This window comes from Streptomyces sp. NPDC040545, assembly GCF_055595065.1.
The window spans coordinates 375,409-397,293 of record NZ_JBVIWA010000001.1; the positions used below are offsets into that span (position 1 = coordinate 375,409).

Annotated in this window: 19 protein-coding genes; 13 read left to right on the forward strand and 6 right to left on the reverse strand. The window is 71.8% G+C overall.

Going from position 1 to position 21,885, the window contains the following annotated elements; translation table 11 throughout:
- Window positions 1-184 precede the first annotated feature (184 nt).
- Genes deoC through ACZ573_RS01870 form a run of 3 tightly spaced genes read left to right on the forward strand, consistent with a single transcriptional unit; the run spans window position 185 to window position 3,475 of the window.
- Window positions 185-1,147, forward strand: coding sequence for a deoxyribose-phosphate aldolase (deoC, locus tag ACZ573_RS01860; protein WP_327266906.1), 963 nt, complete (start codon window positions 185-187; stop codon window positions 1,145-1,147).
- A 5-nt stretch (window positions 1,148-1,152) separates the two neighbouring features.
- Entirely contained in the window at window positions 1,153-2,589 is a 1,437-nt protein-coding gene (locus ACZ573_RS01865; RefSeq protein ID WP_033219643.1) for an aldehyde dehydrogenase family protein, read from the forward strand.
- Window positions 2,582-3,475, forward strand: a complete 894-nt coding sequence (locus ACZ573_RS01870) for an aldehyde dehydrogenase family protein (RefSeq protein ID WP_471297727.1) — start codon at window positions 2,582-2,584, stop codon at window positions 3,473-3,475. Before ACZ573_RS01865 ends, ACZ573_RS01870 begins: the two co-directional genes overlap by 8 nt.
- Before the next feature lie 108 nt (window positions 3,476-3,583).
- Here the strand turns inward: ACZ573_RS01870 and ACZ573_RS01875 are convergent, their stop codons facing one another.
- On the reverse strand, window positions 3,584-3,934 hold the full coding sequence (locus ACZ573_RS01875; RefSeq protein ID WP_301367034.1) for a hypothetical protein: 351 nt from the start codon (window positions 3,932-3,934) through the stop codon (window positions 3,584-3,586).
- A 51-nt stretch (window positions 3,935-3,985) separates the two neighbouring features.
- Between ACZ573_RS01875 and ACZ573_RS01880 the strand changes: the two genes are divergently transcribed.
- Window positions 3,986-4,687, forward strand: coding sequence for a uridine kinase family protein (locus ACZ573_RS01880; RefSeq protein WP_390799231.1), 702 nt, complete (start codon window positions 3,986-3,988; stop codon window positions 4,685-4,687).
- Between the two features lie 13 nt (window positions 4,688-4,700).
- On the opposite strand, the gene ACZ573_RS01885 is transcribed toward ACZ573_RS01880, so the two are convergent.
- On the reverse strand, window positions 4,701-5,594 hold the full coding sequence (locus ACZ573_RS01885; protein ID WP_471297729.1) for a hypothetical protein: 894 nt from the start codon (window positions 5,592-5,594) through the stop codon (window positions 4,701-4,703).
- A gap of 336 nt (window positions 5,595-5,930) precedes the next feature.
- Here ACZ573_RS01885 and ACZ573_RS01890 point away from each other — a divergent pair, with 336 nt between their 5' ends.
- Genes ACZ573_RS01890 through ACZ573_RS01905 form a run of 4 tightly spaced genes read left to right on the forward strand, consistent with a single transcriptional unit; the run spans window position 5,931 to window position 11,440 of the window.
- On the forward strand, window positions 5,931-8,189 hold the full coding sequence (locus tag ACZ573_RS01890) for a HAMP domain-containing protein (RefSeq protein WP_471299004.1): 2,259 nt from the start codon (window positions 5,931-5,933) through the stop codon (window positions 8,187-8,189).
- Between the two features lie 6 nt (window positions 8,190-8,195).
- Window positions 8,196-9,839 (forward strand): poly-gamma-glutamate synthase PgsB, encoded by a 1,644-nt coding sequence (gene pgsB, locus ACZ573_RS01895; RefSeq protein ID WP_471297731.1) that lies wholly within the window; start codon window positions 8,196-8,198, stop codon window positions 9,837-9,839.
- Complete coding sequence (locus ACZ573_RS01900) at window positions 9,836-10,318, forward strand: poly-gamma-glutamate biosynthesis protein PgsC/CapC (protein WP_030009641.1); 483 nt, start codon at window positions 9,836-9,838, stop codon at window positions 10,316-10,318. The genes pgsB and ACZ573_RS01900 overlap by 4 nt, the downstream gene beginning before the upstream one ends.
- A 51-nt stretch (window positions 10,319-10,369) precedes the next feature.
- Window positions 10,370-11,440 (forward strand): C40 family peptidase, encoded by a 1,071-nt coding sequence (locus ACZ573_RS01905; protein WP_471297733.1) that lies wholly within the window; start codon window positions 10,370-10,372, stop codon window positions 11,438-11,440.
- Between the two features lie 158 nt (window positions 11,441-11,598).
- Here ACZ573_RS01905 and ACZ573_RS01910 read toward each other — a convergent pair whose 3' ends face one another.
- Complete coding sequence (locus ACZ573_RS01910) at window positions 11,599-12,297, reverse strand: SigE family RNA polymerase sigma factor (protein ID WP_327383605.1); 699 nt, start codon at window positions 12,295-12,297, stop codon at window positions 11,599-11,601.
- A gap of 188 nt (window positions 12,298-12,485) precedes the next feature.
- Between ACZ573_RS01910 and afsQ1 the strand changes: the two genes are divergently transcribed.
- From afsQ1 to ACZ573_RS01925, 3 genes are read left to right on the forward strand one after another with little or no spacing between them, the layout of a single operon-like run.
- Window positions 12,486-13,163, forward strand: a complete 678-nt coding sequence (gene afsQ1 / locus ACZ573_RS01915; protein WP_063754818.1) for a two-component system response regulator AfsQ1 — start codon at window positions 12,486-12,488, stop codon at window positions 13,161-13,163.
- A gap of 53 nt (window positions 13,164-13,216) precedes the next feature.
- A complete protein-coding gene (locus tag ACZ573_RS01920; protein WP_471299007.1) occupies window positions 13,217-14,647 on the forward strand; it encodes a sensor histidine kinase in 1,431 nt (476 codons plus the stop codon).
- The gene (locus ACZ573_RS01925; RefSeq protein ID WP_471297735.1) at window positions 14,640-15,269 is read left to right on the forward strand and encodes a hypothetical protein; all 630 of its coding nucleotides are present in this window, start codon (window positions 14,640-14,642) and stop codon (window positions 15,267-15,269) included. Before ACZ573_RS01920 ends, ACZ573_RS01925 begins: the two co-directional genes overlap by 8 nt.
- A 468-nt stretch (window positions 15,270-15,737) precedes the next feature.
- On the opposite strand, the gene ACZ573_RS01930 is transcribed toward ACZ573_RS01925, so the two are convergent.
- The 3 genes from ACZ573_RS01930 to ACZ573_RS01940 all read right to left on the reverse strand — a co-directional run bounded on the left by ACZ573_RS01930 (window position 15,738) and on the right by ACZ573_RS01940 (window position 19,006).
- Window positions 15,738-17,396, reverse strand: coding sequence for a phospho-sugar mutase (locus ACZ573_RS01930; RefSeq protein ID WP_471297737.1), 1,659 nt, complete (start codon window positions 17,394-17,396; stop codon window positions 15,738-15,740).
- A gap of 28 nt (window positions 17,397-17,424) precedes the next feature.
- Entirely contained in the window at window positions 17,425-18,231 is an 807-nt protein-coding gene (locus ACZ573_RS01935) for a purine-nucleoside phosphorylase (RefSeq protein WP_471297739.1), read from the reverse strand.
- Window positions 18,232-18,568: 337 nt separating this feature from the next.
- Window positions 18,569-19,006 carry a gamma-glutamylcyclotransferase family protein gene (locus ACZ573_RS01940; protein WP_030012228.1) on the reverse strand — a complete coding sequence of 146 codons (438 nt, stop codon included), beginning with the start codon at window positions 19,004-19,006 and terminating at the stop codon, window positions 18,569-18,571.
- A 173-nt stretch (window positions 19,007-19,179) separates the two neighbouring features.
- On the opposite strand from ACZ573_RS01940, the gene ACZ573_RS01945 reads away from it, so the two are divergent.
- A complete protein-coding gene (locus ACZ573_RS01945) occupies window positions 19,180-20,619 on the forward strand; it encodes an NAD(P)H-quinone dehydrogenase (RefSeq protein ID WP_052873218.1) in 1,440 nt (479 codons plus the stop codon).
- A 175-nt stretch (window positions 20,620-20,794) separates the two neighbouring features.
- Entirely contained in the window at window positions 20,795-21,742 is a 948-nt protein-coding gene (locus ACZ573_RS01950) for a DeoR/GlpR family DNA-binding transcription regulator (protein ID WP_471297741.1), read from the forward strand.
- The last annotated feature ends 143 nt before the right edge of the window (window positions 21,743-21,885 follow it).

Consider the following 21,885-nt stretch of genomic DNA (forward strand, 5'->3'; position numbering starts at 1 on the left):
CTTTCGGTGAGAGCCGGTTGAGTGTCTGGCGGGCTGCTGAGAACAAAGTTACGGATCTTGTTCGCGCGGAAGATCTTGCTCCTGTCATGGGCTCGTAACGGAGAGTGGAGGTGTCGATTCCATAGCGGATCCGGGTGCGGGGGTGACAGGTCGCTACGCGCGTAGATATGCTCATCTGGTGACCATGCCCACCACCCTCACCGCATTCGCTGACGTGACGACGTCCGACAGTGCGCTGCGCCGCTTCCTGCACGGGCTGCCCGGCGTCGACGCTGTCGGCCTGGAGGCCCGCGCGGCCTCCCTCGGCACCCGTTCGATCAAGACGACGGCCAAGGCGTACGCCATCGACCTGGCCATCTCGATGATCGACCTGACGACGCTGGAAGGCGCGGACACCCCGGGCAAGGTCCGGGCGCTCTCCGCCAAGGCCGTCCATCCCGATCCGACCGACCGTACGACCCCGATGACGGCCGCCGTCTGTGTCTACCCCGACATGGTGGCCACGGCGAAGGCCGCGCTGAACGGCGCCGACGTCAAGATCGCCTCCGTCGCGACCGCCTTCCCGGCCGGCCGCGCCGCCCTGCCCGTCAAGCTCGCGGACACCCGTGACGCCGTCGCCGCGGGCGCCGACGAGATCGACATGGTCATCGACCGTGGCGCCTTCCTCGCCGGCCGCTACCTGGAGACGTACGAGCTGATCAAGGCCATCAAGGAGGCCTGCGTCCGCGAGGACGGCAGCGCCGCGCGCCTGAAGGTCATCTTCGAGACCGGTGAGCTGTCGACCTACGACAACATCCGCCGCGCCTCCTGGATCGGCATGCTCGCGGGCGCCGACTTCATCAAGACGTCGACCGGCAAGGTCGGGGTCAACGCCACTCCGGCGAACACCCTGCTCATGCTCGAAGCCGTACGCGACTTCCGCGCGCAGACTGGAATCCAGATCGGCGTGAAGCCGGCCGGCGGCATCCGCACCACCAAGGACGCGATCAAGTTCCTGGTCCTGGTCAACGAGACCGTGGGCGAGGACTGGCTGAGCAACCACTGGTTCCGCTTCGGCGCCTCCAGCCTGCTCAACGACCTGTTGATGCAGCGCCAGAAGCTGAGCACCGGCCGTTACTCCGGTCCCGACTACGTGACGGTGGACTGATCACCATGGCATCTGTATTCGAGTACGCACCGGCTCCCGAGTCCCGCTCGGTCGTCGACATCGCCCCCTCCTACGGGCTCTTCATCGACGGTGAGTTCACCGACGCCGCCGACGGCAAGGTCTTCAAGACCGTCTCGCCGAGCAGCGAGGAGGTCCTCGCCGAGGTCGCCCAGGCGGGCGCCGCCGACGTGGACCGCGCCGTCAAGGCCGCCCGTAAGGCCTTCGCCTCCTGGTCCGCGCTGCCGGGCTCCGAGCGCGCCAAGTACCTCTTCCGCATCGCCCGGATCATCCAGGAGCGCAGCCGCGAGCTCGCCGTCCTGGAGACCCTGGACAACGGCAAGCCGATCAAGGAGACCCGCGACGCGGACCTCCCCCTGGTCGCCGCGCACTTCTTCTACTACGCGGGCTGGGCCGACAAGCTCGACCACGCGGGCTACGGCCCGAACCCGCGCCCGCTCGGCGTGGCCGGCCAGGTCATCCCGTGGAACTTCCCCCTGCTGATGCTGGCCTGGAAGATCGCCCCGGCGCTCGCCACCGGCAACACCGTCGTGCTGAAGCCCGCCGAGACGACCCCCCTCTCCGCGCTGTTCTTCGCGGACATCTGCCGCCAGGCGGGCCTGCCCAAGGGTGTCGTCAACATCCTCACCGGATACGGCGACGCGGGCGCGGCCCTCGTCGAGCACCCGGACGTCAACAAGGTCGCCTTCACCGGCTCGACCGCCGTGGGCAAGAAGATCGCCCGCCACGTCGCCGGCACCGACAAGAAGGTCACCCTGGAGCTGGGCGGCAAGGGCGCCAACATCGTCTTCGACGACGCCCCCATCGACCAGGCCGTCGAGGGCATCGTCAACGGCATCTTCTTCAACCAGGGACAGGTCTGCTGCGCGGGCTCCCGGCTGCTGGTCCAGGAGTCGATCCACGACGAACTGCTGGACTCCCTCAAGCGCCGCCTCTCCACGCTGCGCCTGGGCGACCCGCTCGACAAGAACACCGACATCGGCGCGATCAACTCCGCCGAGCAGCTCGCGCGGATCACCGCGCTCGCGGAGACCGGCGAGGCCGAGGGAGCCGAGCGCTGGTCCCCGGCGTGCGAGCTGCCGTCCTCCGGCTACTGGTTCGCCCCGACGCTCTTCACGAACGTCACGCAGGCGCACACCGTCGCCCGCGACGAGATCTTCGGCCCGGTGCTGTCCGTGCTGACCTTCCGTACGCCCGACGAGGCCGTCGCCAAGGCCAACAACAGCCAGTACGGACTGTCCGCCGGCATCTGGACGGAGAAGGGCTCGCGCATCCTCGCGGTCGCGAACCAGCTCCGCGCCGGAGTCGTCTGGGCCAACACGTTCAACAAGTTCGACCCGACCTCGCCCTTCGGCGGCTACAAGGAGTCGGGCTTCGGCCGCGAGGGCGGCCGCCACGGCCTGGAGGGCTACCTCGATGTCTGAGTCGACCCGTCTGAACGTCTTCAAGACCTACAAGCTGTACGTCGGGGGCAAGTTCCCCCGCTCCGAGAGCGGCCGGGTGTACGAAGTGACGGACTCCAAGGGCAAGTGGCTGGCCAACGCCCCCCTGTCCTCCCGCAAGGACGCGCGTGACGCCGTCGTCGCGGCCCGCAAGGCCTTCGGCGGCTGGTCCGGCGCGACCGCGTACAACCGCGGGCAGATCCTCTACCGCATCGCCGAGATGCTGGAGGGCCGCCGCGAGCAGTTCGTCCGCGAGGTCGGCGAGGCCGAGGGCCTGTCCAAGTCGAAGGCCGGCGCGGTCGTCGACGCGGCCATCGACCGCTGGGTCTGGTACGCGGGCTGGACCGACAAGATCGGGCAGATCGTGGGCGGGGCCAACCCGGTCGCGGGCCCGTTCTTCAACCTCTCCACCCCGGAGCCGACCGGTGTCGTCACCGTCGTCGCCCCGCAGGAGTCGTCCTTCCTGGGCCTGGTCTCGGTGATCGCGCCGGTGATCGCGACGGGCAACACCGCCGTCGTCATCGCCAGCGAGAAGTCCCCGCTGCCGGCCCTCTCCCTGGGCGAGGTGCTCGCCACCTCCGACCTGCCCGGCGGCGTGGTCAACATCCTGTCCGGCAAGGCTGGCGAGATGGGCCCGCACCTGGCGTCGCACCAGGACGTCAACGCGATCGACCTGGCGGGGGCCGACACGGCGCTGGCCAAGGAGCTGGAGATCGCGGCGGCCGACAACCTCAAGCGCGTCCTGCGTCCACAGCCTGTGGACGACTGGAGCGCCGACCCGGGCACGTCGCGCATGACGGCGTTCCTGGAGACCAAGACCGTCTGGCACCCCACCGGGTCGCTGGGCGCGGGCGGCTCGTCCTACTAGTCCTCCTGGGACAGGCCCCGTACGAGACCGGCCCCGGCAGCGTCCCCCGCGCTGCCGGGGCCTTCTCGTACCCTTCGCCGTGGCTGCTCGCCGTACCCTTCGCCGTGCCTACTTCTTCGGGAGCACCGGTCCGAGCAGCGAGGAGGCGGCGGCGGTCGGCAGCTCGCCGACCGACGGTCCCTGGGTCAGGATGCCGGTGACCATCCCGGTCCCGACGGACGGGAAGTCCGCGACCTGGGTGGCGACGCCGTTGTCCAGGGGGTCCACGCCGGTGTGGGCGAGCGGGTTCACCTTGAGGTTCGCGATCGGGTCGGTGACCCCGGCCAGGGCGGCCGGGACGTCGAGCTCACCGGCCTGCGCGCCGCCCGCGGCCATCGCCAGGGCCGCACCGGCCATCGAGACGGTCAGTCCGGCGCTGCGGAGCCGGTTCGGAAGGGAAGGGGCTGCGTGACGTGCCATGGAGATCCCGCCTGAGGTCGTGGTCGCGTGCGCACGCAGCGTAGTTGAGGTGTGTTCCTGGACACCAACCGGTCACCGGGAGGATCCCCTACCCGGGGGAATGGTTCAGACTGGTGTCCCGTGAGCTCCCCCTCTACTTCGCCGACCCGTGTCGTCCTGCTGACCGGTCCGTCGGGCTCAGGAAAATCCTCCCTGGCCGCCCGCTCAGGGCTGCCCGTGCTGCGCCTCGACGACTTCTACAAGGAGGGCGTCGACCCCACCCTCCCGCTCGTCGACGGCAGTTCCGACATCGACTGGGACTCCCCGCTGTCCTGGGACGCGGACGCGGCGGTCGCCGCGATCGCCGAACTGTGCGCGGCGGGGCGGACCGACGTCCCCGTCTACGACATCGCGACGAGTGCCCGCACGGGCACCGAGAGCCTGGACATCGCCCGCACCCCGCTGTTCATCGCGGAGGGCATCTTCGCCGCCGACGTGGCCGCCCGCTGCCAGGAGCTCGGCCTCCTCGCGGACGCCATCTGCCTGCGGGGGCGCCCCTCGACGACCTTCCGCCGCAGGCTGGCCCGTGACCTGCGGGAGGGCCGCAAGTCGGTGCCGTTCCTGCTGCGCAGGGGCCTGCGGCTGATGCGCGCCGAACGCGGCATCGTGGCCCGCCACGTGGCCCTGGGCGCGCACGCCTGCGCCGGCGACGAGGCGCTCGGCCGCCTGGCGGCCGCCGCGGCGGGCCGCCACCGCACGGCGACCCCGGCCTAGCCTGCGGGCACCCTCACCGGCGGGACCAGCGGTCCGTCAGGGTGGTGATCGCGGCCGCGGCCCGGTCGAGGCCGCGGTCGTCGCCGCGGAGCGTCTTGTTCAGTTCGACGTGCAGGAAGCGGGACTGCCGGTCGGCGGCGGTCCTGCCCTGCTCGTTCTCCCGGCCCGCCAGCTTGCAGCGCGCGGAGTACGCCGTGCAGACCTCCAGGCCGTCGCGCCGCAGCGCGGCGGTCAGCTGTTCCGCGTCCGCGAGAGCGCTGTCGCCGGCTCCCGTGGAGACCACCGCGTCGCGCCCGCGGAACGACTCGTCGGCGAATCCGTGCAGCTGGACCCCCGGCAGGTTCCGCCGCGCCAGCTCCTCCACCACGGCGTGGAAGACCGAGTCGTCGCGGTGTGCGACGTCCGCTGCCCCGTCCTCGCCCGCATCGCGGTGGGCACCCGCGAGCACCAGCACCCCGCCGGGTGCGCCGCGCAGCACCCGTGCCCCGAGGAGTTCGGTCCGGCTGTCGGCGACGGGGTGGGGTACCTGGACCGACCAGCGTGCGGGCCGGTCCAGGTCGACGTAGATCCGGCCCCAGCCGCGGCTGGTGTGGCCCGATTCACTCACCCCGTCCGCCACCTCGGCGTACCGGCGTCCGCCGGCGCCGTCCGTGACGGTGCGGAGGGTGAAGTCGATCTCGGAGAAGCCGGTCCGCGCCGCTTCCGCATCGCCGTCGAGCAGGTGGCCGAACGCCTTGGTGAACGCCAGTCGTTCCTGGTCCGTGGGGGTGCGGTAGCCGCCGCGTCCGCTGAAGCCGGCGGTGAAGTCGGCGATCCGCCGCTCCAGGCCGGGGTCGGCGGAGTGCTGGGGAGCCGGGCCGGCCGGGCGGGCCGGGGGTGCGCTGCCCGAGCTCTCCGGCCGAAGCATCAAAACGGCACAAAGGGCGATGAAAACGCCGCACAGAACCGCAATCGTTATTCGCCTGGTCGGTGGAGCGCTCATAGTCATACGAAAATATCGGAGTGATGCACTCCGGTTTCCGTTCCTCCGCTCTTCATCCTGGCCCGCCCGTCACAGGGCGCCGCCGGCGGACCGGCCCGCGCTGACCGGACGCCCCCGAGGCCCTCGCGGCACCCGCCGCGCCCTGTAAGCCCAGATCATCACACTCCCTAGGCCGCACCGGCTCCAGGACAGAACGAAGAGGAGCCCGCGTTGGCCGCGTCGGTATGGAAGCGGCGGCACCGGAACCGCCGTCGGGCCGACATGTCGCTGCTGGGCGGCATCCGTCCGCCCATCGCGGCCCTGTCCGCCCTGCTGCTGGCCCTCGCCGCCCTCACCGCGTTCCAGCTCGGCCACGTCGGCAGGGAGACCGTACCGCCCGCCGTCCTCACCTCCCAGCAGTACTTCGCGGAGGACGGCGCCATCGCCCTGCGCGCCTCCCTGGACGAGAGCATCACGGACATCGGCAGGACCGCCTCCCTGTTCAGCTCCGGCCAACCGGTCTCGCCCGACTCCGTGCTCGACAAGCTCGGCAGCGTCTACCAGAAGTGGCGCGGCACGGCCGTGATCGAGATCAAGTCGGGCCGCCTGGAGGCGCAGCGCGGCGAGAACCTCCCGCTGACCGCCCTCGACCTGACCGCGCTCGACGGGGAGAACGGCCTCGCCCCCCGCATGGTCCGGCTGGAGAACGGCGAGACCCGCCTGCTCACCCTCGCCCTGCTGTCCTGGCCCGACCGCCCCCAGCAGCTCCTGGTCGCCTCCAGCAGCCTGAAGGTCCCAAGCATCAGCCTGGGCAAGTCCCGCGCCATCGCCGTCCTCGACTCCTCCGGCCAGGTCCTCGGCAGTGACGGCATCAGTGGTTCCGGGCAGGAGAAGAAGCAGCTCGCGAAGTTCGCGAAGACCGTCGCCGAGAAGGCCGCGCGGCACCCCCTCCAGTCCAAGGAGCCCGGCTCCGGCGGCTTCGCGGGCGTCAGCGGCAGCCTCCTCGGGGACTCCCGGGACGGTCACCGCTCCGTGGCCGGCTATGCGAAGCTCACCGGTTCGCAGCCCGGTGTGGGCACCGACGCGACCGCCCTCGGCCTCACCGTCGTCTCGTTCGTCGGCGTCGCGGAGGAACGTACCGCCGCCGTCGACTCCTTCTTCTGGATCGCCGCGTCCGCCGCCCTGCTCGTGCTCGGAGCACTGGCCGTGGCCCTGCTCGTGACCACCGTGCAGCGCCCGCTGCTCCGGCTGTTCCTGGAGAGCCGCCGGATCGGCCGCGGCGACCTGAACCGGCCCGTCACCGTGCCGAAGTACGGCGAGGCCGCCCGCATCGGCGCCGCCCTCGACCGGCTGCGCCGCCAGCTCCTCGGCGAGCCCGCGGCGGAGACCGGCGGCCCCCGCGGGGGCCGCCGCTCCCGGATCGGGACCCGCGCCCTCCTCGGGGTGTGCGGGATCCTGCTCCTCGTCTGGTCGGCGCCGCTCCTGCTGACGCTCAACCGCGCGGGGGCCTCCGTCGCCGTCCCCAGGACGATCGTCGACGACCAGCGCGAACGCACCGACACCCTGGCCGACCGGGTACGCCGCGCCCTGAACGAAGGACACGCCGACCTCACCTCCGTCGCCTCCGTCATCAGCGACAAGACCACTCCCGCCGACCTGACCAAGCTGCTGGAGCGCACCCGCAACCAGCACGGACGCTACGAATCCCTCTACGTCCTGAGCGCCGACGGCACCGTCCTGGCCCGCGCCGGCGGCAAGCCCCACCACCCCGCCGGCCAGGGCCCCTCGAAGCAGCCCCTGACGCTGGTCGACAGCGGCAACCGGCCCGTCATCACCGAATACGCCGAGGCGGCCGGCCTGGCCGGCGCCGCCGTGGTCGGCGAGCTGCGCATCGACTTCCTCAACGCCCTGCTCAAGCGGCCCGGCCTGGGCGAGGTCCGCGTCGTCGACGCCAAGCACCGGGTGATCGGCGGCAACAACGGCTACCTGGCCTTCGCACCGCTGTCGGAAGCCAAGCTCGACGCCCTCGTGAGCTCCGCCGGCGAGAAGAGCTCCGCCGGAGAGAAGAGCGGTGCCGACGAGGAGTCGGACAAGGGCCCGCGCGCCAAGAGCGCCCTGCTGCGCGACGGCGGCGTCGTCATCGCCGCCGCGGCGCCGATGACCGGCGGAGGCGCGGCCCAGCCCCTGGACTGGACCGTCGTCACCTGGCAGCCGGCCAAGGGCCTGGAGATCCCCGCCTACACCGCGCAGAACCGCACCGTCCTGGCCGGACTGCTCGGACTCACGGGCGCCGTCGCCTGCCTCGGCTGGATCCACATCATCGTGGTGCGGCCGCTGCGGGACCTCGCCCGGCGTGCGGAGTCCCTGGCCGACGGCGACCGCCGCACCGTCGTCTACCCGACCCACCACGACGAGGTCGGCGCCGTCACCCGCAGCCTCGAAGTCATCCGCCTGCAACTGCTGGAGCAGCGCAAGCGGGACGCCGCCGGCGGCAGCACCGGCCGGACGCCCGGCCGTGCCACCCCGGCCGGAAGGAACTGATCCACCGTGCTCTTCCTCTACTGCGTGCTGCTCTTCTGCTGCCTGGTCATGCTCGTCGCGGGCGTCGTCGAGCAGCGCCGGCACTACGCCAACCTCGCGCACATACCGAACCGGGTGCTGGTCAACGGCATCCGCGGCAAGAGCTCCATCACCCGGCTGTGCGCGGGCGCCCTGCGCGGCGGCGGTCTGGTGACGGTCGCCAAGACCACCGGCACCGCGGCCCGCTTCATCCACCCGGACGCCACCGAGGAGCCCGTCTACCGGAAGTTCGGCATCGCCAACGTCGTCGAACAGATCGGCATCGTCCGGCGCGCCGCCGCCTACCGGCCGCACGCCCTGGTCATGGAGTGCATGGCGGTCATGCCCGCACTCCAGGAGATCAACCAGTCCAAGCTGATCCAGTCGACCATCGGCGTGCTGTGCAACGTCCGTGAGGACCACGTCGCCGAGATGGGCCCCACCCTCGACGACATCGCGCGCTCCCTGTCGCGGTCGATGCCGCACGGCGGAATCTGTGTCACCGCCGAGAAGGAGCGCTTCCACGTGCTCCAGGAGGAGGCCGACGCGAGGAACTGCACGCTCGTGTACGCCGACCCCGACACGGTCAGCGACGACGAGCTGCGCGGCTTCAGCTGGTTCACCTTCAAGGAGAACGTCGCCATCGCGCTCACCGTCGCCGAGCTCCTCGGCGTCGACCGCGAGACCGCCCTCCAGGGGATGTACGACGCCCCGCCGGACCCCGGCGTGCTCTCCGTCGAGCGGTACGTGGCCCCCGGCGGCAAGCGGGTGCGCTTCGCCAACGTCTTCGCCGCGAACGACCCCGAGTCGACGCTCATGAACATCAACCAGCTCCTCGACCTCGGCGCCGTCGACCGCCCCCTCAACGTCGTGATCAACTGCCGCCCGGACCGCGTCGAGCGCAACGGCCAGATGGGCGCGATCGTCCCGGACCTGATGCCCGACAAGGTCTTCGTGATCGGGCACCCGGCCAAGAGCGCCATCGACGCGATCCCGGCCGAGTGGCGCGGACGCGCCGTCGACCTCGGCGGCGACCAGCGCGACGGCGAGGAGTTCATGAACGAGCTGCTCGGCCACCTGGGCGACACCTCCTCGCTGGTCGCCATCGGCAACATCCACGGCCAGGGCGAGATCCTCCTGGAACACCTGGCGGAACTCCCCGGCTTCGAGGACGAGCCCGACCAGGAGGAGCCCCACGCGGTGGCCCCGGACCGCGAGCCCGCCGTACCCCGGCAGGCCGCCCCCGCCCAGCCGCGTTACGTCCCGCACCTGGACCCGTACGCCGACCTCACCGCCGCCCAGGAAGCCAGGTTCGCGCCGCCTCCCGTGCCGCGGCAGTACGTCCACCCGCCGCAGCAGCACACTCCGCCCGCCCCCCAGGGCCGACCGCCGTACCAGGCGCAGGGCCCCTACCAGGCGCAGAACCCGTACCCGGGGCAGGGCTCGTACCCGGGGCAGGGCCCGTACCCGCAGCAGCCGGACGGACCGTGGCACCAGGTCCCCCACCCACAGCAGCCGCGACCGCACGGGCAGCCCTGGCCGCCCCACCCGTACGAGCCCGACCCGTACGAGCCCCACCCGTACGAGCCCGACCCGAACCCGCAGTGGCAGAGCCCAGGAGACCCCCGTTGATCCCCGCAGTCCTCACCCCCGAGATCGCCGCGATCGGCATCGCGCTGGGCCTGCTGTTCTCCCTGCTCTGCTACCTGACGACGAACCTCTCGCCCGGCGGCATGATCACCCCCGGCTGGCTCGCGCTCACCCTCATCGAGGACCTGCAGCGCGCCGCGCTCGTCGTCGGCATCACCGCCCTGACGTACGCACTCACCCTCGTCACCCAGAAGTTCGTCATCCTCTACGGCAAGCGCCTGTTCGCCGCCGTCGTCCTCATCGGAGTGCTCCTCCAGGCCACGGTGGTGATCGTGCTCCAGATGAAGTTCCCCCTGCTGTACGCGAACCAGACCCTCGGCTTCATCGTCCCCGGACTGATCGCCTATCAGCTCGTCCGCCAGCCCAAGGGCGCCACCCTGCTCGCCACCGGCTCCGCGACCCTCATGACGTACGTCGTCCTGACCTCGGGCATCCTCCTCGGCTTCATGCCGCACGCCTGACCGACGCCCGACCGACGCCGGCCCGACCCCCGCACCGCCCGGAGCACACCGATGACCGCCAAGCCCGCCCGCCGCACCCGCCCCGTCCTGCACGCCGCCGTCGTGGGGCTCCTGCTGGCCGGCAGCGCGTACTTCACCTACGAGCTGCGCAAGGAGGAGCAGGCCAAGGCCCCCGAGGTGCTGCGCGTCACCGACCAGGCGCAGCAGGCCGGCGCCCAGCAGGGCGCCCAGAAGTGGGAGCGGCTGAAGAACCCGGAGCGCTCGGTCCTGCGCGGCGCGGACGGTGCCGTCCTCGCCACCTTCACGGACGGCGCGCGCACCGCTTCGCTCACCGGCAAGAGCCGTACCTTCGCCGAGCCGGCCACCACCAAGACCCGCGTCGTCACCGACAACTGGGTCCGCCTGCTCCCCGAGAGCTGGCGCAGCGGGGCGGAGCGCGAGCAGTGGTTCCAGGACTGGTTCAAGAAGTACTACGGGAGCGAGGAGGACGACCTCTTCGCCATCGCCTTCCAGTACGCGGACCAGGCACCCGTCAAGAAGGACGCGGCCGGCGTCCAGTACGCGGGCGACGCGGCTTTCGGACCGCTCAACCCGAAGGGCTCCGAGGGCAACGACCTCCGCCTGGAGCAGTCGGACTTCTACGACTACCTCGGCATCCCGTACACCTTCCGCAACGGCACCACGGAACAGCCGGAGAAGGCCAAGCACCGGGCCCTGGACTGCTCCGGCTTCATCCGCACGGTCTTCGGCTACCGCGGCCGCTTCCCCCTGATGGCCTCCGACACCGGCGGCACCGGACTCCCGCGCACCGCCAACGGAATGGCCCGCTCGAAGGCCGGCGTGGACATCCTGGCCCTCAAGGGCGTCGGCCCGCAGGACCGGCCGGCTTCCATCGACGTCCTCCAGCCGGGCGACCTGGTGTTCTTCAAGCTCGACGCGCGCACCGGCGACCGGCTGGACCACACCGGCATGTACCTCGGCAACGACACCGAAGGGCACAAGATCTTCATATCGAGCCGGGAAGAGGCCAACGGCCCCACCATCGGTGACAAGGGCGGCGCCTCCCGGCTCGACGGCAACGGCTACTACGCCGCCGCCCTGCGCAGCGCCAAGCGCCTGTGACCCGCCCGTCCGCGCGGCCCGCGGGCGGCGCACCGGACATATGAAAAGGCGGGATCAGGCGGACCCCCGTCCGCTCGATCCCGCCTTTTCCCCCCGCGGCCCCCGCCCCACCCCCGTAGGACGGGCCCCCTGGCCCGATGGCTTCTGTGTGTGCCGCGTTACGCGACGAGCTCCTCGAAGGACTCCGCCTCGTCACGGCCGAAGCTGAGCGCCTCGTCCTCCCGCAGGCGGCGCAGCGAGCGCCAGATGCTCGACTTCACCGTGCCGACGCTGATGCCGAGGATCTCCGCGATCTCCGGGTCCGTGCGGCCCTCGTAGTAACGGAGCACCAGCATCGTGCGCTGCGGCTCCGGGATACGGGTCAGCGCCTGCCACAGCACCGCGCGCAGCTCCGTACCGCGCATCGCGTCCGTGTCGGAGGCCGTCTCCGGCAGCTCCTCCGTCGGGTACTCGTTGAGCTTCCGCCGACGCCACGCGCTGATGTGCAGGTTCGTCATCGTGCGGCGCAGGTAGCCGCCGACGGCCGCCTTGTCGCTGATCCGGTCCCAGGCGCGGTACGTGGAGAACAGCGCGCTCTGCAGCAGGTCCTCGGCCTCGTACCGGTCGCCGGTGAGGTGGAAGGCCGTCGCGTACAGGGCGGCACGCCGCTCCTGGACGTACGCCGTGAACTCCGCCTCCGAGGTGGAGGAAGGAGCCTGCTCGGCGGCGGGAACCGCCTGGTACTGGTTTGCGTCAATGGCTACGACGTGGGCCGGCCGGGGACGGGCGACCGCCACCGTACGGACACCCGCCCGGCGGTTCACATCGTGCAGCCGCGTGACAACCGCGCTGGTCGTGGTGCTGTGCAGCGTGTTCATCTCGCGCCCCCCGTCGTGGAGTGTGTCTGCTTCGGTCCGTTGTGCGTTGACAGAAGATTGCCCCTCCGACTTAACCGGGGTGTCCGTCGACTGTCACAGCCGTGTCACAGCGACTTCTGACAGGACCGCGACAGGATCACGTCGCGCGACGGTCGAACTCCCGACTACCGATGGGACAGAATGAGCCCGTGCCTTTCCTGTTGCTGATCGAGGACGACGACGCCATCCGCACGGCCCTCGAACTCTCCCTGTCTCGCCAGGGCCACCGTGTGGCCACTGCGGCGACGGGCGAGGACGGCCTGAAACTGCTGCGCGAGCAGCGGCCGGATCTGATCGTGCTGGACGTGATGCTGCCCGGGATCGACGGCTTCGAGGTGTGCCGGCGGATCCGCCGCACCGACCAGCTGCCGATCATCCTGCTCACCGCGCGCAGCGATGACATCGACGTGGTCGTCGGCCTCGAGTCCGGAGCCGACGACTATGTGGTCAAGCCCGTCCAGGGCCGGGTCCTCGACGCCCGGATCCGGGCCGTACTGCGCCGCGGCGAGCGCGAGTCGAGCGACTCGGCGAGCTTCGGCTCCCTGGTCATCGACCGGGCCGCCATGACCGTGACGAAGAACGGCGAGGACCTGCAGCTCACGCCGACCGAGCTGCGGCTGCTGCTCGAACTGAGCCGCCGGCCCGGCCAGGCGCTCTCCCGCCAGCAGCTGCTGCGGCTGGTCTGGGAGCACGACTACCTCGGTGACTCGCGCCTCGTCGACGCCTGCGTGCAGCGGCTGCGCGCCAAGGTCGAGGACGTGCCGTCCTCGCCCACCCTGATCCGTACCGTCCGGGGCGTCGGCTACCGCCTGGACTCACCGCAGTGATCCGCGCGTTGCTCGCGGGCCGGCGCTGGACCAGCCTGCGGCTGCGGCTCCTCATGGTGTTCTGCCTGGTCGCGCTGACGGCCGCGGTCTCGGCCTCCGGGATCGCCTACTGGCTCAACCGCGAGGCCGTCCTCACCCGCGTCCAGGACGCGGCCCTCGGCGACTTCCGGCAGGAGATGCAGAACCGGGCCGCCGCGCTGCCCGCCGATCCCACCGCCGAGGAGCTGCAGCGCACCGCCGAACTGATGGCGGGCAGCAGCCCCGGATACAGCGTCCTGCTGGTGCAGGTGGGCAAGGACAACCGGCAGATCTTCGGCGCGGCGGGGCCCGACTCCTTCGGGCTGGCCAACGTACCGAAGTCCCTGCAGAACGCGGTGAACGACCGGCAGAAGACCACCGCCGCGAACGACTCCGAGTACCACGTGTACTGGCAGCGGACGAAGCCGCACGGCAATCCGTACCTGGTCGGCGGGACGCGGATCGTGGGCGGCGGGCTCACCGGCTACATGTCCAAGTCCCTCGCGCAGGAGCGGGACGACCTGAACGCGCTCGGCTGGTCGCTGACCATCGCCACCGGTCTCGCGCTGCTCGGCTCCGCCCTGCTGGCACAGGCCGCGGCCCGTACCGTGCTCAAGCCCGTGCAGCGGCTCGGGGACGCGGCGCGGCGGCTCGGCGAGGGCGAGCTCGACCACCGCCTCGAGGTGTCGGGCACGGACGAACTCGCCGACCTGTCGCACACCTTCAACAAGACGGCCGAGGCGCTGGAGAAGAAGGTCGCCGACATGAGCGCGCGGGAGGAGTCGAGCCGGCGCTTCGTCGCGGACATGTCGCACGAGCTGCGGACGCCGCTGACCGCGCTGACGGCGGTGGCCGAGGTGCTGGAGGAGGAGGTCGACGACCTCGATCCGATGATCGCACCGGCCGTGGCGCTCGTCGTCAGCGAGACGCGCCGCCTCAACGACCTGGTGGAGAACCTGATGGAGGTCACCCGCTTCGACGCGGGTACGGCCAAGCTGGTGCTGGACGACGTGAACGTCGCCGACCAGGTCACGGCCTGCATCGACGCCCGGGCCTGGCTCGACGCGGTCGAACTCGACGCCGAGCGGGGCATCGTGGCCCGGCTCGACCCGCGCCGCCTCGACGTCATCCTCGCCAACCTGATCGGCAACGCGCTCAAGCACGGCGGCTCGCCGGTACGGGTGTCGGTGACGGTGGAGGGGGAGTGGCTGGTGATCGCGGTGCAGGACAACGGTCCGGGCATCCCCGAGGAGGTCCTGCCGCACGTCTTCGACCGGTTCTACAAGGCGAGCGCGTCGCGGCCGAAGTCGGACGGCAGCGGGCTCGGCCTGTCGATCGCGATGGAGAACGCGCACATCCACGGCGGCGACATCACGGCTGCCAACGTGGCGGGCGGCGGGGCGCTGTTCACGCTGCGGCTGCCGGTGGACGTGGGAAAGGTGATCGCGGGTGACGAGGATGCGTAGGGCTCTGCCGGTGGCACCGGCGGTGCTGGCCCCGTTCGTCGGGGCCTTGCTGCTCGCGACGTCCGCCTGCGGGATCCGGGCGACGACCGTACCGGTGGACGTGGGCCCGGCACCGTCCCGGGTGTCGTGCGACACGCAGGAGCAGCCGAGCGGGGTGCAGGGTTTCCGGGCCACGGTGGAACTGGTCTGCGGATCACAGCTGGTGGGCGTGGAGCGAGTGATTCCGGTCCCTGAGAAGAAGCCCGTACGGGACCCCCTGGCGCTGGTCGCGCAGGCGCTGCTGGAAGCGCTGGAGCGGACGCCGACCACGGAGGAGCGGGACGCGGGCTTCACGAGCGAGGTCCCGGTCGGGCTGTCGGCGGGAGCGCCGAGGGCGGGCGACCCGGCGGGCACGGTGCGGCTCAGCCGCAAGCCGGAGGACCTGCCGCCGGTGGCGCTCTCGCAGATCGTCTGCACGCTGGCGGGCAGCGAGGCCCTGAAGGCGACCCCGGGCCCGGTGACCCTGGGCGGGCCGGACGCGGATCCGCCGCGGACGTGGGAATGCACGGAGGCGGTCCGCTCGCGGCCGGAGTCGGTGCCGACGCTGGGCGAACTGGTCCGCCCGACCCCCACTCCTTCCTGACGCGCCGCACTCCTTCTCCACGCACCGCTCGCGCGGCTCGGCGCCGGGGCGCCTCCCCGGCTTCGCGCCGCTGCGCCGCCCTCCGGCCGGCGTGCGTCCGGCCCCCGCAAAATGCCACCGGCCCCCTGAGCCGGACGGGGCTCAAGGGGCCGGGAGGAGTTGATGGCCCGGTCCTGCCGGACGGGGCGGGACCGGGCCGGGCAGGGGGCCGAAGCCCCGGCTTCGTGCCCGACGGACGGAGTCCGGCGCAGCGGCGCGAAGCCGGGGAGGCCCCCTGGGCCGAGGCGCGCGAGCGGCGCGGGAAGGACTAGTGCTGTGGCCGGGAAGGTTTGCCGGGTCGCGTCGTCCGGTGCGGTGGATCGCAAGGCGGAGGACCGCGGCTCGTACTGGACGTACTTGCGCGGTCCGACAACGCGGCGAGGCGCCGTGCCGGGCGTCGTGACCCGGTGAACCTTCCCGGTCACAGCACTAGATGCCCATAGCGGCGGAGAGGTCCTTCTTGATCGCGTCCAGGACCTCCTGGCCGCGGACGCGGGCCGCCGCCAGGTCGGAGGCCTCGGCCACCGGGACCACGACCTCCAGGTAGCACTTCAGCTTGGGCTCGGTACCCGACGGGCGGGCGATGACCCGGGCCTTGTACTCGCCGTCCAGGTAGTAGCGCAGGCCGTCCGTGGGCGGGAGGCTCTCCGTGCCCTTGGACAGGTCCTCCGCCGAGACCACCCGCAGACCCGCCAGCGACACCGGCGGCCGCGCGCGCAGCGCCGCCATCGCGTCGGCGATGATCGACAGGTCCGACACGCGCACCGACAGCTGGTCCGTGGCGTGCAGGCCGTGGGCCATCGCCAGGTCGTCCAGCAGGTCGGTCAGGGTGCGGCCCTGCTCCTTGAGCACCGAGGCCAGCTCCGCCACCAGCAGGGCGGCGGTGACGCCGTCCTTGTCGCGGACGCCCTCGGGGTCCACGCAGTAGCCGAGCGCCTCCTCGTAGCCGTAGCGCAGGCCCTCGACGCGGGCGATCCACTTGAAGCCGGTGAGCGTCTCCTCGTAGCCGACGCCCGCCGCCTCCGCGATCCGGCCCAGGAGGCTGGAGGAGACGATGGACTCGGCGAAGACGCCGCGGGCCCCCTTGTGGACCAGGTGGGCCGCCAGCAGCGCGCCGACCTCGTCGCCGCGCAGCATCCGCCAGCCGTCCACGGTGGGCACGGCCACGGCGCAGCGGTCCGCGTCCGGGTCGTTGGCGATCACGATGTCGGGCTGGACCTCGGCGGCCTTCGCGAAGGCCAGGTCCATCGCGCCCGGCTCCTCCGGGTTGGGGAACGCCACGGTCGGGAAGGCCGGGTCGGGCTCGGCCTGCTCGGTGACGAGCACCGGCTCCGGGAAGCCGTGCCGGGCGAAGGCCGCCATGACGACGTCCTTGCCGACGCCGTGCATGGCCGTGTAGACGGTCCGCACGCCCCGGGGGGAGCCGGGGGTCAGGACGGCGTCCGTGCGCGCCAGGTAGGCCTCCAGGACCTCGTCGCCGAGTTCCTGCCAGCCCGCCTCGGGGCGCGGTACGCCGGCCAGCTTCCCGACCGCCGCGATCTGCGCCGCGATCTCGGTGTCGGCCGGGGAGACGATCTGCGAGCCGTCGCCGAGGTAGACCTTGTAGCCGTTGTCCCGGGGCGGGTTGTGGCTCGCGGTCACCTCGACGCCGGCGACGGCGCCGAGGTGCCTTATCGCGTACGCGAGGACGGGCGTCGGCAGAGGGCGGGGCAGGAGGGCCGCGCGCAGCCCGGCGCCGGTCATGACGGCCGCGGTGTCGCGGGCGAAGTCCGCCGACTTGTAGCGGGCGTCGTAGCCGACGACCACCAGGCCGCCGTCGTGGCCCTGGGCCAACAGGTAGGCCGCGAGGCCCGCCGCGGCCCGGATGACCACACCGCGGTTCATCCGCATCGGGCCGGCGCCGATCTCACCGCGCAGTCCGGCGGTGCCGAACTGCAGGGTGCCCGAGAAGCGGTCCGCGAGCTCCGCGGTGTCGCCGGCCTCGATGAGCGCGGCCAGTTCCGCGGCCGTCTCCGGGTCCGGGTCCTCGGCCAGCCAGGCCTGCGCCCGGATGATCAGGTCGTCCTGTGCCTGTGCCTGTTCCTGCACTGCTTCCGCCTTAGCTCTCGTACGTCGATCAGATGCGGGCGAGGACCTGCGTCAGCAGCGTGCCCATGCGGGCGGCCGAGTCGCGGCCGGCCTGGAGGACCTCTTCGTGGTTCAGCGGCTCGCCCGACAGGCCCGCCGCCAGGTTGGTGACCAGGGAGATGCCGAGCACCTCGGCGCCGGCCTCACGGGCGGCGATGGCCTCCAGGACGGTGGACATGCCGACCAGGTCGGCGCCCATGACGCGGATCATGTTGATCTCGGCCGGGGTCTCGTAGTGCGGGCCGGGGAACTGGACGTAGACGCCCTCTTCGAGGCTCGCGTCGATCTCCTTGCACATCGCGCGCAGGCGCGGCGAGTACAGGTTGGTGAGGTCGACGAAGTTCGCGCCGACGATCGGCGAGGTGGCCGTCAGGTTGAGGTGGTCGCTGATCAGGACGGGCTGGCCGGGCTTCATGCCCTCGCGCAGACCGCCGCAGCCGTTGGTCAGCACGACGGTCTTGCAGCCGGCGGCGACGGCGGTGCGCACGCCGTGGGCGACGGCGGCGACGCCGCGGCCCTCGTAGTAGTGGGTCCGGCCGAGGAAGACCAGGGCGCGCTTGTCGCCGATCTTGTACGAGCGGATCTTGCCGCCGTGGCCCTCGACCGCGGCGGGCGGGAAGCCGGGCAGCTCGGTGACGAGGAACTCGGCCTCGGGGGCGCCGAGCGCCTCTGCGGCGGGGGCCCATCCGGAGCCCATCACGAGGGCGACATCGTGGGTGTCCACGCCGGTCAGCTCACGCAGGCGGGCGGCTGCGGCGTCGGCGGCGGCGAAGGGGTCGGTAACAGATGCGTTCACGCGGACGAGCGTAACTCCTTCGGGCCTACGCGCGTAGATGGCACAGCTCACGGTGTTCGGATCGTTGCCTTGTCGTTTCCGCCGAAACGTCCCCGAAGGGGTGGCGGGGGCGGTGCGGGTCCCTGCCGGGGGCCTCGCACCGTGGGTGTCGGCGGAGCCGAAAGATCGGGGCTCCGCCCCGGGCCCCGCGCCTCAAGGGCCGGCGGGGCTGGGGTTGGGGCTCCGCCCCGGGTCCCGTGCCTCGAGCGCCGGCGGGGCCGAAAGATCGGGGCTCCGCCCCGGGCCCCGTGCCTCCATCGCCGGCGGGGCTGAATTGGTCGAGCAGCCCCGCAGGGGGTCAGCAGGGGCGCTTGCGGATTTCCATCACGTAGTCGTGGGGGGCGCCCGCGGATTCGGCGGCGTCCGCGATCTCGCCGAGGTAGCGCGCCGAGGGCAGGCCGCCCTCGTAGCCGTTCAGGACGTACACCCAGGCCGCCTCCTCGCCGTCCAGCGTGTGCACGCGCACCCGCATCCGGCGGTAGATGTCGAGCCCGACACCCTCCCAGCGGTCCATCGAGTCCTCGTCCAGCGGCGCGATGTCGTACAGCGCGACGAAGACCTGGTGGCGCGGGGCTTCGACGATCGTGGCGAGAGCGCCCTCCCAGCCCATCTGCTCGCCGCCGAAGGTCAGCCGCCAGTCGTTGATCCAGCCCGTGCCGCGCAGCGGCGAATGCGGAGCGCGGCGCGTCATCAGCCGCGGGTCGAGGTTGCCGGCGTACGCGGCGTAGAGCGACATGTGGTCGAGAGTACGGGAGGGGTGCCGGTGCACGCGTGTCCGGATGGCGGGACCGGGCGCGAAGCACCGTGAAGCGTGCGGGACAATGGGGCACGGAATGCATCCCCCGGGGAGACCCCCCGGAACACCGGCCGGGGCGGCAGCCGGCCGGGTAGACGTGAGGCGGACTTTTCGTGACCCGGATCGTGATCATCGGCGGCGGACCCGGCGGGTATGAGGCAGCCCTGGTGGGGGCCCAGCTCGGCGCGGAGGTGACCGTCGTCGACTGCGACGGTCTGGGCGGGGCCTCGGTCCTGACCGACTGCGTACCTTCCAAGACTCTGATCGCGACCGCCGAGGTGATGACGACCTTCGACTCCTCGTACGAGGAGCTCGGCATCGTCGTCGCGGACGACACCCCGCACATCGAGCAGGCCGCGCGCGTCGTCGGCGTGGATCTCGGCAAGGTGAACCGGCGTGTCAAGCGCCTCGCGCTCGCCCAGTCGCACGACATCACCGCCTCCGTCACCCGGGCCGGCGCCCGCGTGGTGCGCGGCCGCGGCAAGCTCGGCGGGCCGCAGGGCATCGACGGCACCCGGGACGTCATCGTCACCGCCGCCGACGGGTCCGAGACGATCCTGACCGCGGACGCCGTCCTGATCGCGACCGGCGGCACCCCGCGCGAGATCCCCGACGCCATGCCCGACGGCGAGCGGATCCTGAACTGGACCCAGGTCTACGACCTCGACGAGCTCCCCGAGGAGCTCATCGTGGTCGGCTCCGGTGTGACCGGCGCCGAGTTCGCCGGCGCGTACCAGGCCCTCGGCTCCCGGGTGACCCTCGTGTCCTCCCGCGACCGCGTGCTGCCCGGCGAGGACCCGGATGCCGCCGCCGTGCTGGAGGACGTCTTCCGGCGCCGCGGCATGAACGTCGTGGGGCGCTCGCGTGCCGAATCCGCCAAGCGGGTGGGCGACCGGGTCGAGGTCACCCTCTCCGACGGCCGCGTGCTGACCGGTACGCACTGCCTGATGGCGGTCGGCGCGATCCCCAACACCAAGAACATGAACCTGGAGGAGTCCGGGGTCCGGCTCAAGGACTCCGGGCACATCTGGACCGACAAGGTCTCGCGCACCTCCGCGCCCGGCGTGTACGCCGCCGGTGACGTCACGGGCGTCTTCGCGCTCGCGTCGGTCGCGGCGATGCAGGGCCGCATCGCGATGTACCACTTCCTCGGTGACGCGGTGGCCCCGCTGAACCTCAAGACGGTCTCCTCGAACGTCTTCACCGACCCGGAGATCGCCACCGTCGGCTACACCCAGGCGGACGTGGACGCCGGCAAGATCGACGCCCGCGTGGTGAAGCTCCCGCTGCTGCGCAACCCCCGCGCCAAGATGCAGGGCATCCGCGACGGCTTCGTGAAGATGTTCTGCCGCCCGGGCACCGGCATCGTCGTCGGCGGTGTGGTCGTCTCCCCGCGTGCGAGCGAGCTGATCCACCCCATCTCGATCGCCGTCGACAACAACCTGACGGTCGAGCAGATCGCAAACGCGTTCACCGTGTACCCCTCGCTCTCCGGCTCGATCGCCGAGGTGGCCCGCCAGCTGCACACGCGAAAGGCCGCCGGGGAGGCCTGATCCCGGCTAACCGCCGCATGCCGTAAGGGGTTTGGGGCGGGGCGTCGTTTCGTGGTGAGAAGTTCACGCAACTCTCGGGCTGCGTATACCACTAGTCGCCCCGCTTTATGGACAACTTCGGTATTCCGGCGTAAAGAGCTGAAAGCAGACGGTCGTTGGGGTTACTGTCAGTTTCGTGTTCGCTGCAGAACGTCGCCAATTGATCCTCGAAATGGTGCGGGCCAACGGAGCGGTATCGCTCCGGGAGCTCGCCCGCGTCGTCCAGACCTCCGAAGTGACCGTACGGCGGGACGTGCGGGCACTGGAGGCAGAAGGACTCCTCGACCGCCGGCACGGCGGTGCGGTCTTGCCGGGCGGTTTCACGCGGGAGTCCGGCTTTCCGCAAAAGTCCCATCTCGCGACGGCGGAGAAGACCGCCATTGCCGATGTCGCGGCCTCCCTCGTGGAAGAGGGCGAGGCCGTCGTCGTCGGCGCGGGTACCACGACGCAGGAGCTGGCCCGCCGGCTCGCCCGCGTGCCCGGACTGACCGTCGTCACCAACTCGCTGCTCGTCGCCCAGGCCCTGGCCCACGCGAACCGGGTGGAGGTGGTCATGACCGGCGGCACCCTGCGCGGGTCCAACTACGCCCTCGTGGGCAGCGGGGCCGAGCAGTCCCTCCAGGGGCTGCGGGTCTCCCGGGCCTTCCTGTCGGGCAGCGGTCTGACCGCCGAGCGCGGGCTGTCCACGTCCAACATGCTGTCCGCCAGTGTGGACCGGGCGCTGGTGCAGGCGGCGGCGGAGGTGGTGGTGCTGGCCGACCACACGAAGCTCGGTACCGACACCATGTTCCAGACCGTGCCCACCGATGTGATGACGCGGCTGGTGACGGACGAGCCGCCACCGCACGACGACCGGGCGGGTACGGAGCTGCAGGCGCTGGCGGACCAGGGCGTGCAGATCACCGTGGCCGGCGGGGCCGTGGCCTCCGGCGGTGTGGACGGGATGCAGGGGCGGCGGCCGCGCCGCGAGTCGCCGCTGCCGGTGCAGAGGCGTGGCGGGCCGACGCCGCAGTTGCGGGCCGCGGGCATGCTGCCGGAGCCCCAGGCGGAGCGGGCGCGGGTGGCCGACATGCGCCGCCGGTAGCCCCTGCGGGCTGGCCGCTGGGGGCGCCGCCCCCAGACCCCCGGGGGGGGGAGGAGGGGGGGGGGGGGGGGGAGGGGGGTGGGGGGGGGGGGGGGGGGGGGGGGGGGGGGGGGGGGCCAAAAAGGAGGGGGGAGGAAAAAAAG

Coding starts and splice junctions, on each gene's coding strand:
- ACZ573_RS01910 (WP_327383605.1), bottom strand. CDS start 12,297: ATGAACACGCTGCACAGCACCACGACCAGCGCGGTTGTCACGCGGCTG.
- ACZ573_RS01885 (WP_471297729.1), bottom strand. CDS start 5,594: ATGCTTCGGCCGGAGAGCTCGGGCAGCGCACCCCCGGCCCGCCCGGCC.
- ACZ573_RS01870 (WP_471297727.1), top strand. CDS start 2,582: ATGTCTGAGTCGACCCGTCTGAACGTCTTCAAGACCTACAAGCTGTAC.
- ACZ573_RS01890 (WP_471299004.1), top strand. CDS start 5,931: ATGTCGCTGCTGGGCGGCATCCGTCCGCCCATCGCGGCCCTGTCCGCC.
- ACZ573_RS01925 (WP_471297735.1), top strand. CDS start 14,640: ATGCGTAGGGCTCTGCCGGTGGCACCGGCGGTGCTGGCCCCGTTCGTC.
- ACZ573_RS01875 (WP_301367034.1), bottom strand. CDS start 3,934: ATGGCACGTCACGCAGCCCCTTCCCTTCCGAACCGGCTCCGCAGCGCC.
- ACZ573_RS01920 (WP_471299007.1), top strand. CDS start 13,217: ATGGTGTTCTGCCTGGTCGCGCTGACGGCCGCGGTCTCGGCCTCCGGG.
- ACZ573_RS01940 (WP_030012228.1), bottom strand. CDS start 19,006: ATGTCGCTCTACGCCGCGTACGCCGGCAACCTCGACCCGCGGCTGATG.
- ACZ573_RS01905 (WP_471297733.1), top strand. CDS start 10,370: ATGACCGCCAAGCCCGCCCGCCGCACCCGCCCCGTCCTGCACGCCGCC.
- deoC (WP_327266906.1), top strand. CDS start 185: ATGCCCACCACCCTCACCGCATTCGCTGACGTGACGACGTCCGACAGT.
- ACZ573_RS01865 (WP_033219643.1), top strand. CDS start 1,153: ATGGCATCTGTATTCGAGTACGCACCGGCTCCCGAGTCCCGCTCGGTC.